We start from the raw sequence: 9770 nt of genomic DNA, 5'->3' as shown, positions 1-9770 counted from the left end.
AGCTTCAGCAGCCCGTTGCTCTCGTTCTCGGCGCTGGCGTTCGCGGTCGAGCTGGTCCTGCCAGGACGGCTCCCTGTGGCGGGGGGCGATACGTTCCCGGATATCCCGGCTTGCGCAATCTCCGCTCCAGCACTTGTACTTGCCGCTGGTAGTAGAGCCTTTGAGGGAGTTGCCGCCACAGACGGGACAGGTCGCTTGCCAGGAGCGCCCTCGTACCTTGAGGTTCTCTAGAGCTTCTAGGTGTCTACGGATGTCAAAACTTTGAAATCCGCTTTCGGTCTCGCAGAAAACGCCTGTCACCAGCTCCACTCCTGTGGCTTAGCAACAGGAACAGCAGGGTTGTACAAGCCTGTTTTATTAAGCTCTCCCGGACGTCGTAAGCGTAGCGTGTATAACATCACGTGACTTTGGTTGGTTTGAAAGGGCATAGCTGTAGGAGAGCAACTGGTTAAAGATGAAAAGCCTATGGTTAGTTACCGTTAGGCCCAACCTCTTGAGATCTGAAAAAGTGATTTTTTATCGGAGAACCTTAATCCTCTCTAAACACAACTTGCCTTTGCTTATAAGCATGGAATCACAGAAATTCGAATTTGGATCAATTAGAAATAAGAGCAACTCAACAGTGAAATTTGTTTGTTTTAATTTGAGAAAAGCCCCTAGGAATCACCCTTTCAGGAGTATCCCTTTAAGAAATTCCAGAGTCACTGCAGATTTTGTCAGAGCCGTCGGGGGTTTTCATAATGGCGCTAAAACGCTTGTAGCCTCCGCGCCTGGAGCCATTTCTGACTTTTTTTTGTTTTAAACAAAATTTTTAGGCACACCCGACGGTTCTGACGCTATGCCTGGAGCTGTAATAGCCGCCCTGGCGGCGTTGTACCTTTTTAAAAGGCGTCAGAGCCGTCGGGGTTTTTTGTTTTAAGCTCTGCCACCTAAGAGAAGAGAGTCTGAACCGACGGGTGTTTCTGTTTTAGGTTTCAAGCTATAGAAAATAGTGTCAGAGCCGTCGGGGATTTTGTTTTAAAATCAAAATTTTAAGTTGAGATGACTCCAAAAATGCTGCTAGCTTGAAACATCGTCAGTGGGCTGGACACGATTCAGAAGGACGGCAGTCTGCCCTAACTTGCCAGAACAGCAGAGAAGTTTTCATTTGGATTGAAAACCTGACCTTCAAGCTGCCCAAGCGAGCAACTCCTGGTTAAAACACATTTACCCGACGGTTCTGACAAGTCCAGAAGGACAAACGGGGTTATGGTCATCAGAACCAGCGGGAGCTTTCATCTAGATTGGAGATCCGTGCCGTCAGGATTCTCTCTAGAGCAAACTCTGGTTAAAACAGGCTTTCCCGACGCTTCTGACAGTCCAGAAAGAGCCGGGTGAAGTTGCCTCTGTCGGTTGCGGCGGGGTTTTTATTTGGGTTGAGAGCTTTTATCTTCAGGCTGCTGCCCAGAGCTAGACAGCGCTAAAACATGCCTTCCTGACTCGGCATACCCGAGAGAGATATGGCGGATGGATAGGAGGTTGTCAGAGCCGCCGGAATTTCTGTTTTAATCTTGCTTCTGACCTCTGCCTAGGTAGAAGCAAGGTTTTAGGTGTGCAGACTGGCCGTCTTGAAGTGTGGAGGATTTCCACCAACGCGCTTGAGGTTGCATTATTGGTTATGGCGGGAGCCCCGTGACTCGCTGTAGTATTGCTGCCTGTGCTAGGACTGTCATAACCTGCTCCCGACGGTCCTGACATTTAGTCTCTAACCATCTGCATGGTCCATCTGCTTGGCCCCAACGATGTTTCAGAAGCGGCAGGAGGTTTGTCTCCGCCCTTGAGGCTAGGATTCTCTGCACGCTAGTGGGTCATGAAAACACTAAAACAGGCGCTCCCGATGGAGCTGACACCTTGGGCCTCCTCGCGCCTTGAGTCATGTCAACACCGTCGGGAGCTTGTGTTTTAAGGCAGGCTCAATCAAGCAACACCTGCCTCAGTTTGCTTTCAGTATCCGGGGTAATTGAGCGTTCGTCTCGCTCGATCATTGAGACAAGGTATTGAGAGACCCCAAGAAAATTTGCTAGTTTTGCCTGGCTCCAGCCTCTGGCTTTACGGGCTTCTTTGACTCGGTTGCCGGTTAGAGCAACAGCAGCTGAGGCAGGCGGAAGTCTGCGAGGCTTCGATTCGGTCTGATTAGCAATTAATCGTGGGATGGGTGTCGGAAGCTTGATAGTGATGCGGGTGTCTAATAGCTCATCCAGTTTGGACTTCTTCTCAAATCCCTCTATCTGCCAGCCAAGCTGCTTCAGTTGGGTAATAGCGTTGTAGAGCCGTTGCCGGATTTCGTAGGATCTGCGACGGTCACTGCGAGCTTTCTCCAAAACCTCTTTGGGCAAAACGTCTTCAAGCAGAGAGCGGATCTGATACTGTCCGCTGAGATAAGTTCGGCTGTCTGTCGTCAGGTGCATGGCCATACGCAGCGCTAACTCCCCGTTATGGGAGTCAATGCGTAGGAGCTGCTGCGAAAGCCAGCCGAACTGGTACAGTTCCTCCTGACCCAGAAAGCGCTCTATCCACGCTCCAGGTTTGACAGTAATAATTACTTCCTGCGGCGTCTCGATAAGTCCTTGAAGGTTAGGCTGACCTAACTCTGTGATCAGGGGGATATTCCACATCCTCGAATAATCAACCCCACTATCACGTTTGCCTTCGCTCCAGGTGATTTTGACTGCAAGGCTTCCTAATAGCCAAGCATGGTGGGCTACTTTCTTGAGTTTTGCCGTCTTACTCAAGTCCTTACGATTGTCCCAACCTAACTCTTTAATGAGATCTGAACCAGCAAGCTTAAATTCAGTTTCCCAAGGCTTTTCTTGCTTGAAGGCATGAGCGGCAAACATCAAGTGCAGTTTGGCGGTATCAAGCCCCTCTTCCCCAAGCTTCCAAATGATATTCCAAGCTGCTTTTTCAGTAAACAGGACTAGGTTTTTGCTTTCCGGAACTGTTGAAGTGATAAAGTGCTCAATGTATCGGTCTTTGCTAAAGTCTTTGCGAAATGAGACGCTACCGCTGGAATCCTGCTGCCAGAGGTCAGGTCGAATCAGAGCTTGTGTGCTACTTGCCATCGGAGCTACAGTTGGAATTGCTGCGGTATTCTCACTCTGGAATAAATGTGGTTGTACTCCTGGATCAGGAAAACCTAGCTCAGAATTCAAGAGAGTGTCTAGATGTCTTGGATCTAGGTTAATACTGCCGTTTTGGATCAATAAGTGAGCAGAATTAAAACCATACAAGCTTATTAAATAAGATTCTTTCCAAGAAACTTCATCTGGCAGATTGGGGTCTGGTTTGATTGCTAGAATGCCAGGTAGAAACTCAGGCTCTTTTCCTTCATGGAGCCAGGCTTCTAGATCCTTTTGGAGTTGCTGATTTTGCTCCTTCCAAAAACCTCTTGGGACTTTAATCTTATTAGCTAATTGGTTGGCCATTTCCTCAGGTAATACCGGTAAAACAGCCTCATGTTGAGGAGGCCGTTTACTCAGTCTGTGGTGCACTTCTGATGCTAAATGGGAGAACGCTAGGTTTCGGATAGCTTGAGTGCGGTCTCGGCTCACCATAACTTGTCAAGATTAAGGAATTGTCTCAGGAAGGAGATTGAACTTTAATTCCGTCCCCTCCGAGGCTCCAACAAAGTAATGAGTCGATTGATGCTTTCAGCCTGCTGTGCTGCAACTTGGGCCTGTTGCTCAGTAGTAGCCTGTACCGCGGCAATGCGCTGATCGAGAGCGGCATACCTTTGCTCAGCGCTCTCGTGCAGCCCTTGAACCTCAATTCGAGTTGCTGTTTGCTCCTCTGCAAGGCGGCCTGTCAGGTCAGTCAGTACTTCAAGATTTCGGTCTAGGCGTTGCAGGATCTCCAGCAGGCCTTCAGGCTGCTCCGGGTAAGGGTGGCCATTTTCAGGAGTTTGACTAGTCATTGGCGGAGTCTGTATACAGACTTAGGATGTCCTAATCAGCTGTATAGGTCAATACCTACTGAGTTTTAGAGTTGTGAGCAGAAATTTTTGAAGGAGAGAGGCATCTGTTGAGTGCCTCTCTTATGTAGCCAACCCAGAAGTTTTCTTAATGGTCAATTATAGCTCTCACAAACTGCAGGCATCCGAGCAGCGATCGAAGCAGCAGGTGCAAAGCTGTTATGCTTGCTTCCCTATTCACCTGACTTTAATCCGATTGAGAATCGTGAGTCGAAAGTGAAAGAGTTTTTATGGTCTGAAGTGGCTCGCAGTCGTAAAGACCTGGATCAAGCAATGACAGAAGCATTCAACTCAGTTACGGTTAAAGACATAATCGGTTGGTTTAACCATTGCTGTTACCAGGTCGCTCCTGGTACCTCAAGCTGTACTGCACTCACCTGAGAATCGCTATAATTGACCCCCTAATGCTTCCCGCCTAAGTGTTGGGCCTTTCCAATATGAGAGTGCGAAGGCTCCTCCTAAGCCAGCCTGCTATAAGTTCTGATCTAGCTACTGGTTGTGTAAGCTCTCCAGTTCTTGCTTTGCGAGGATGAGTAGCAAAGCCTTCAATTAGTCTGCTTTTTGCAAACTTCTAGTGTTACTAACTCTTTGGGATTGGGACTCAAGTGACCTTCAATCCGTTTGCAGCCTTGCCCTAGCAGTTTATCGAAGCTGTTAAAAGGCCACACCCGGGCGGTGACGTCATGAGAAGCGGTGATGATAGCCTGGCCATCAGGACTGAAGCTGGCACTGTTGACCTCGTTCCAATGCCCCTTAAGCTCAGCGAGTTGCTTGCCAGAGCGGTCCCAGAGGCGGGCAGTGACGTCATGAGAAGCGGTGACAATGGATTGACTAGCGGGACTGAAGCTAGCCCTGTTGACACTGAGCTGATGTCCCTTGAGTTTGTGGTGCTCCTAGCTGTTGGATGTAGAGGTCTTTGCCACCATCCGGCAGGTCAACGGGGGGCGCGAGGGTCGGACCAAGTGTGCTGCCTGGATAACGTCCTGAGAGTTCAACAGCGGTTTCGCCCGCATCAGGAGCAAAAGCCGCAATGTAAACCAACGCCTTCACGTTTTCGTTGTCCTTGACCGCATTCGTAACCACTGCACCCCCGTAGGAGTGACCTACGAGCACAATGGAACCTTCAATATCCTGGAGAACGCTGGCGACATAATTGGCATCGCTTAGGTTCATCGGAATTGTCCTTCACGCTCAAGGGTTAAGCGTCCAATAAACCAGCCTGCGAAACTGTCCTACATCTCACCACTTAAGATCTGCCAGTTAAACGCCAATTTAGGAATGCAGTTGCGACTTAAACGTCAACTGCTGAAGTTCCTTTTGATTCCAGCTGCCTAACCTGGCGGCAGCTTCGTAGGTGCTTTGCAAGAACTCTAACAACATCTGATCCGGTGATTCTGCCTCGCGGACAGCGTCATAGGGCAAAATAAATTCACCCAACTCTTTACTGTAAAATGCAGCATCAGGACGAACCTCAGCCTGCTTAAACCCATCGGGTTCTGGGTACGCATAGGAATAAAACGCTGGGTACGATAATCCGGCTCCGGGCCAAAATCCGGCGCTACTGACTTCCTGGGAATAGGCTTCCTGCGCCACTGCATCCGGTAGATTTGGCACCCCTCCCGGATGCTCAGGAGCCGATCGCCCCGAAAAGCGAGTCACTACTAAATCAAAACTCCCCCAGAAAAAATGAACCGGACTAACCTTGCCGGAAAAATGTGAACGAAATTCTCGAAAGACGCGATCGGACTGTAGCAGCACTCGCCAGCATCGATTGGCATAATCCGCATCATAAGCAGCATGGGTTTCATCCTGCTCAAATCGAATTGGGTCAGGGACTTCATTCGGTTTGGTGTTAATTGTGATGTGAAGGTCTAATTCTCTCAGAGTTTCCATCACAGTTTGATAAAAATCAGCAACAGAGCGAGGGTAGAGTGCGATCGCCCGTCTTGCCCCTTCGCTTGTTTGAATCAGCAGCTCATGATCAATGAAATCAAAGTCGATTTGAAAGATGCGACTTCCATAGGGAATCGTGGAAGTAGTCAGTCCCCGAACGGTTAAATATAGGGGAATATGCCAGGAATGATTAATCCACGGAGTTTGGACAAATCGGATTTTGCCGATGATTTGCGTCCACATGTGCAAGGTGGTATAGGTCTCTTGCCATGCGTCCAGGGGTAAACTCGGCCAAATATCCGTTGAGGGCAGAGTAGGCTGATTTGACATCATGGTTTCCTCGCGAGTAGAAGGGGTGCGTGATCAATAGTTCTTCTGTTGTTCATCGGCAAAACACCACAGCCATTGTTCTCCCAATTCGGCTGAACTAATCACCGCGCGTCCGCTTTCTTCATAATGACGGCGTGCGTGCTGATTGTTAGATGAGTCGCAGCACAACATTTTGCCGCAGGTCTGACAAATTCTTAAATGTACCCAGCGATCGCCAACTCGCAGGCATTCCTCACAGCGGAATACTGGGTAATTGGCTTTTGAAATCATATTCTCTAGCGTCAGTTCGTTCAGGTGTTGACAAGACATGGAAGATTCCTGTGAATGTGCAAGATATGTACTTGCTCAAATGGGATACAGCCATTTGCAAAAGAGTTGAGTGAGGCGCGGCATAATCACGTAGGTGAGCAGGGCAACCGTTAGACCTGTAATCAACAACGTTCTGAGCAATACCGGAAGCTTCGCTAGGAGCGGTACTAGCAAACGATTGAGAATAGATATCGTAAAAAACACTCCCAGCCATGTCACGATCGCCATTTTGTAGCGCGGAGGTGGAGCCTTCATGGGTTTGTCAGACCCGTCAGGGTTTGAATGGTTTCAGGCTTTTCAATCAAGGGTTGCAACCGCTCCAACCATTCCTGCCGCACACTGGATTCCAGCCAAGTTTTGAGGTTGTTGTAATGATCAAATCTGACGATTGCCACATACTCAGGATGCGGGGTTACAGGGGCGAATCACATTGACCCCTAGATGTCCCTGAAATTGATGAGCAGCCGTCGCAATCCCGTGCAACCACTCCTCATATCCCTGCTCACGCCCAGTTCGAATGAGGTGAGAAATAATGGCGGTTACCTGATGGGTGGCTTCATCGGTACCCACAACCAATGGATCTAGCATCACACATGACCTCAAAAACTTTAGCTACCCAAAAAGTGATGATAATTAATGCGCGATCGCTGCCTTTAAAGCAGATTGGGCATTAGCGATCGCCAGATTCCGGGCTTCATCCCCAAGATTAAGGCTATCGGCATAGACGAACTCAATATCCGTGATACCAATAAACCCAAAAATGAGTCGCAAGTAGGGTGTTTGTAGATCATAGGCGTGAGTAGGGCTACCTTCGGGATAGGCTCCGCCTTGAGCCATAATGATCGTCATTTTCTTGTTGTGAACCAGTCCCTTGTAACCTGTTTCATCAACGGAGAATGTACGTCCCGCTCGCACAATCTGGTCAAGATAAGCTTTGAAGTTGGCAGGAATGCTGAAGTTATACATGGGGATACTGAAAACGTAGCGATCGGCTGATAAAAACTCGTCGATCAATTCGTCGGAAATTTGAATTGCAATGGCTAACTCAGGTGTGTGTTGATCGGATGGAGTAAATGCAGCCGCGATCCAGTCTTCGCTCACAAAGGGAACAGGGTCATGCCCAATATCACGGTAAGTGATGGTGTCGTTGGGATGAGTAGTTTTCCACTGGTTAATGAACTCTTTAGAAAGCGTGCGGGAGATGGAGCGATCGCCACGCGGACTCGCATCTAAATGGAGAATGTGGGTCATAGGATAAAACTCAGATTGTGAATGAAGAATGTAGCGGAGACGAATGAGCAACCGCTGGCGATCGCCCCTATTTTATGCACGAAATCATCCAGTGCTGCTGCAATGCCGCAAATGAACTGGATCACTGAGCAATGACAACATTCACTTAGTTACACACGAGTCGTGAGGCGTTCGCGATTGGCAGGAGATTACCTAGCCATTCAATATCGTTACGCCAATCACGGTGCAATTCACCCACAACGCTAAACCAATTGACCAATGGAGGAATTGCTGACCTGGACAGGTTTGCCGTCCGCTGGAGGGGTTGTTGCAAGGAGCTGAAGTTCCCATGCAAGGGCCACTGCACTAGCACCGCCATGCTCAAGAAGAATCTCTGATACACCCGCAGCTGTTTCTGTGCGTGCCCAGTCACGTTGCCATTCAGCAAGTACAGCCATCCAGTTGATTGGAACTGCACCAGCCTGAACCATACGGCGAACCGCCATGTCATGAGCTTCCGCAGTAACACCGCCTGAGGCATCGGTAACGATGAATACTTCATAACCTTCACCCAGCGCCTGGATTGCTGGCATTGCGAGACAGACCTCGGTCCAAAGCGCAGCAAGTATAAGTTGCTTGCGACCACTTTCCTTCACTACATCTGTAACGTTTGAATCTTCCCAGGTATTGATGGAAGTGCGGTTGATCGGTTTTTGATCAGGAAAAACATCCTGTAGTCCCTTAATGATATGACCCCCTCTTTCTTCCATGACATTGGTAAGGATTGTGGGTACGTTGAACACCTTTGCCGATTTGGCAAGACCAATAACATTGTTAATGATCATCGTAGGTTCATGGCTGTTCAAGTTGGTGAACTGATAGGGCTGGTGGTCAATCAGTACCAGGATGCTATCTTCTGGACGAAGCAGTCCTTCTAGACCAGTTTTTTGATTTTTAGACATTGAACTCTCCTATTTGAGCGATTAGTGAATGAGGAATTGCAGAATGAAATCAAAAGCTAAACATCTCTGCTTGTGCTTTTAAGTGAAACGTCTGTTTACCCTCAAGGGTTGATGACGTGAGCGATCACGCCATGAACTGAATCTGCAAGACAACTCCAAATTTCAGCACTTAAGATCCGCGAGTTAAGCACAGAGTTAAGGCGTTCGCGTCGCGTGCCAAAGGGCATTCGCTTCACTGTGCGATCGCTCCTAATGCTTTCAATATTGCTGCTTGAGTGTGCGTTAATTCAGTTGCACCTTGAATATTCATGCCTTCAAACATGGAACCGTGCAATTTACTTGCTCGATCCATTTGCATGACTGTTTGCACAAATTCAATATAGGGGGTCGCCTTGAAGCTGTCGCCTATAGCAAGTTAAATTTTTTACAGTGCAAATTGATAGAGTAACCATGCCATCGCGGAGTAGAAGGCTGGCTCTAACTTAAGTTAGAATCCGAATTTGATCGAAAGTACATTCGTACAACCGATCGACCATCAATGTCTGAATGCAAAATCCGGTAGCGATGTCCCACACCTTTGATGCGGGCGACGACCTGTTTGCCCCCCGGATGAAGCGGTTGTCACTATGAGCTATTGCCGTGAACCGACGACGACAGACCCTGGCTGCCTCAACGCTTCAGCAATACGGCTCTCGATTCCGAGGCAGCCTGTGGGAGATCTTGAATGTATCTCTGCCTTCCAGGCAATTTCCCCTGCCCTTGCCTCACACCAGTCTGATTGGCTACTGAGTTGAGCAATTACAAGTCAAGATATGAAGATCTACACAAGGAGCTTTATATTCTGGAATTTGGCAAGCGATATACTTTGGGAAACAGATGACAGTCCTTCATCGGGAGAGCATTCAATGATTACCCTGCCTGGAGTTACTATCCACAGCAAAATCTATGAGAGCTTAGCTTCTTTGGTGTATCGAGGCATTAGAGAGCAAGATAACTGTGCAGTGATTGCTAAAGTTCTCAAGCAGGATTATCCCTCT

At 48.4% G+C, this 9770-nt stretch carries 15 protein-coding genes and 1 pseudogene; 2 read left to right on the top strand and 14 right to left on the bottom strand.

What is annotated here, in order from left to right; genetic code table 11:
- From H6F94_RS02825 to H6F94_RS02815, 3 genes are all read right to left on the bottom strand, one after another.
- Positions 1-300 (bottom strand): hypothetical protein (locus H6F94_RS02825; RefSeq protein ID WP_190800735.1); only part of this gene is annotated, 300 nt, incomplete at its 3' end.
- Between the two features lie 1652 nt (positions 301-1952).
- Entirely contained in the window at positions 1953-3101 is a 1149-nt protein-coding gene (locus tag H6F94_RS02820) for a helix-turn-helix domain-containing protein (protein WP_190800734.1), read from the bottom strand.
- 536 nt (positions 3102-3637) lie between these two features.
- Complete coding sequence (locus H6F94_RS02815; RefSeq protein WP_190800733.1) at positions 3638-3952, bottom strand: hypothetical protein; 315 nt, start codon at positions 3950-3952, stop codon at positions 3638-3640.
- Between the two features lie 168 nt (positions 3953-4120).
- Here H6F94_RS02815 and H6F94_RS02810 point away from each other — a divergent pair.
- A pseudogene (locus tag H6F94_RS02810) lies at positions 4121-4235 on the top strand (IS630 family transposase); the annotation flags it as partial.
- Positions 4236-4554: 319 nt separating this feature from the next.
- Here the strand turns inward: H6F94_RS02810 and H6F94_RS33405 are convergent.
- The 11 genes from H6F94_RS33405 to H6F94_RS32790 form a co-directional block, all read right to left on the bottom strand.
- Positions 4555-4833 carry a WD40 repeat domain-containing protein gene (locus H6F94_RS33405; RefSeq protein WP_396426409.1) on the bottom strand — a complete coding sequence of 93 codons (279 nt, stop codon included), beginning with the start codon at positions 4831-4833 and terminating at the stop codon, positions 4555-4557.
- A gap of 22 nt (positions 4834-4855) precedes the next feature.
- Positions 4856-5182: an alpha/beta fold hydrolase gene (locus tag H6F94_RS02800; protein WP_199320164.1), complete on the bottom strand. Its 327-nt coding sequence runs from the start codon at positions 5180-5182 to the stop codon at positions 4856-4858.
- 99 nt (positions 5183-5281) lie between these two features.
- Positions 5282-6235 carry a DUF5996 family protein gene (locus H6F94_RS02795; protein ID WP_190800732.1) on the bottom strand — a complete coding sequence of 318 codons (954 nt, stop codon included), beginning with the start codon at positions 6233-6235 and terminating at the stop codon, positions 5282-5284.
- A gap of 30 nt (positions 6236-6265) precedes the next feature.
- Complete coding sequence (locus H6F94_RS02790) at positions 6266-6541, bottom strand: UBP-type zinc finger domain-containing protein (protein ID WP_190800731.1); 276 nt, start codon at positions 6539-6541, stop codon at positions 6266-6268.
- A 36-nt stretch (positions 6542-6577) separates the two neighbouring features.
- The gene (locus H6F94_RS32020; protein ID WP_242040957.1) at positions 6578-6796 is read right to left on the bottom strand and encodes a putative antibiotic biosynthesis monooxygenase; all 219 of its coding nucleotides are present in this window, start codon (positions 6794-6796) and stop codon (positions 6578-6580) included.
- Complete coding sequence (locus tag H6F94_RS32015; RefSeq protein ID WP_242040956.1) at positions 6793-6936, bottom strand: putative antibiotic biosynthesis monooxygenase; 144 nt, start codon at positions 6934-6936, stop codon at positions 6793-6795. The genes H6F94_RS32020 and H6F94_RS32015 overlap by 4 nt, the downstream gene beginning before the upstream one ends.
- 4 nt (positions 6937-6940) lie before the next feature.
- Entirely contained in the window at positions 6941-7129 is a 189-nt protein-coding gene (locus H6F94_RS32010) for a putative antibiotic biosynthesis monooxygenase (protein ID WP_242040955.1), read from the bottom strand.
- A gap of 45 nt (positions 7130-7174) precedes the next feature.
- Positions 7175-7792 carry an FMN-dependent NADH-azoreductase gene (locus tag H6F94_RS02780; RefSeq protein WP_190800730.1) on the bottom strand — a complete coding sequence of 206 codons (618 nt, stop codon included), beginning with the start codon at positions 7790-7792 and terminating at the stop codon, positions 7175-7177.
- A gap of 242 nt (positions 7793-8034) precedes the next feature.
- Positions 8035-8733 carry a hydrolase gene (locus H6F94_RS02775; RefSeq protein ID WP_190800729.1) on the bottom strand — a complete coding sequence of 233 codons (699 nt, stop codon included), beginning with the start codon at positions 8731-8733 and terminating at the stop codon, positions 8035-8037.
- 101 nt (positions 8734-8834) lie between these two features.
- Positions 8835-8969 carry a hypothetical protein gene (locus H6F94_RS32795; protein WP_277877968.1) on the bottom strand — a complete coding sequence of 45 codons (135 nt, stop codon included), beginning with the start codon at positions 8967-8969 and terminating at the stop codon, positions 8835-8837.
- Positions 8966-9091 carry a hypothetical protein gene (locus tag H6F94_RS32790; RefSeq protein WP_277877967.1) on the bottom strand — a complete coding sequence of 42 codons (126 nt, stop codon included), beginning with the start codon at positions 9089-9091 and terminating at the stop codon, positions 8966-8968. Before H6F94_RS32790 ends, H6F94_RS32795 begins: the two co-directional genes overlap by 4 nt.
- A 281-nt stretch (positions 9092-9372) precedes the next feature.
- On the opposite strand from H6F94_RS32790, the gene H6F94_RS02770 reads away from it, so the two are divergent.
- Positions 9373-9522: a hypothetical protein gene (locus tag H6F94_RS02770; protein ID WP_190800728.1), complete on the top strand. Its 150-nt coding sequence runs from the start codon at positions 9373-9375 to the stop codon at positions 9520-9522.
- Positions 9523-9770: the final 248 nt, after the last annotated feature.

This window comes from Leptolyngbya sp. FACHB-261, assembly GCF_014696065.1.
GTDB lineage: Bacteria > Cyanobacteriota > Cyanobacteriia > FACHB-261 > FACHB-261 > FACHB-261.
This window is presented reverse-complemented; position numbering and strand designations above follow the sequence as displayed.

Excerpts from the sequence above, each read along its gene's own strand:
- H6F94_RS02820 (WP_190800734.1), bottom strand. The coding sequence starts at position 3,101 with ATGGCAAGTAGCACACAAGCTCTGATTCGACCTGACCTCTGGCAGCAG.
- H6F94_RS02815 (WP_190800733.1), bottom strand. The coding sequence starts at position 3,952 with ATGACTAGTCAAACTCCTGAAAATGGCCACCCTTACCCGGAGCAGCCT.
- H6F94_RS02800 (WP_199320164.1), bottom strand. The coding sequence starts at position 5,182 with ATGAACCTAAGCGATGCCAATTATGTCGCCAGCGTTCTCCAGGATATT.
- H6F94_RS02795 (WP_190800732.1), bottom strand. The coding sequence starts at position 6,235 with ATGATGTCAAATCAGCCTACTCTGCCCTCAACGGATATTTGGCCGAGT.
- H6F94_RS02790 (WP_190800731.1), bottom strand. The coding sequence starts at position 6,541 with ATGTCTTGTCAACACCTGAACGAACTGACGCTAGAGAATATGATTTCA.
- H6F94_RS32020 (WP_242040957.1), bottom strand. The coding sequence starts at position 6,796 with ATGAAGGCTCCACCTCCGCGCTACAAAATGGCGATCGTGACATGGCTG.
- H6F94_RS32010 (WP_242040955.1), bottom strand. The coding sequence starts at position 7,129 with ATGCTAGATCCATTGGTTGTGGGTACCGATGAAGCCACCCATCAGGTA.
- H6F94_RS02780 (WP_190800730.1), bottom strand. The coding sequence starts at position 7,792 with ATGACCCACATTCTCCATTTAGATGCGAGTCCGCGTGGCGATCGCTCC.
- H6F94_RS02775 (WP_190800729.1), bottom strand. The coding sequence starts at position 8,733 with ATGTCTAAAAATCAAAAAACTGGTCTAGAAGGACTGCTTCGTCCAGAA.
- H6F94_RS32790 (WP_277877967.1), bottom strand. The coding sequence starts at position 9,091 with ATGCAAATGGATCGAGCAAGTAAATTGCACGGTTCCATGTTTGAAGGC.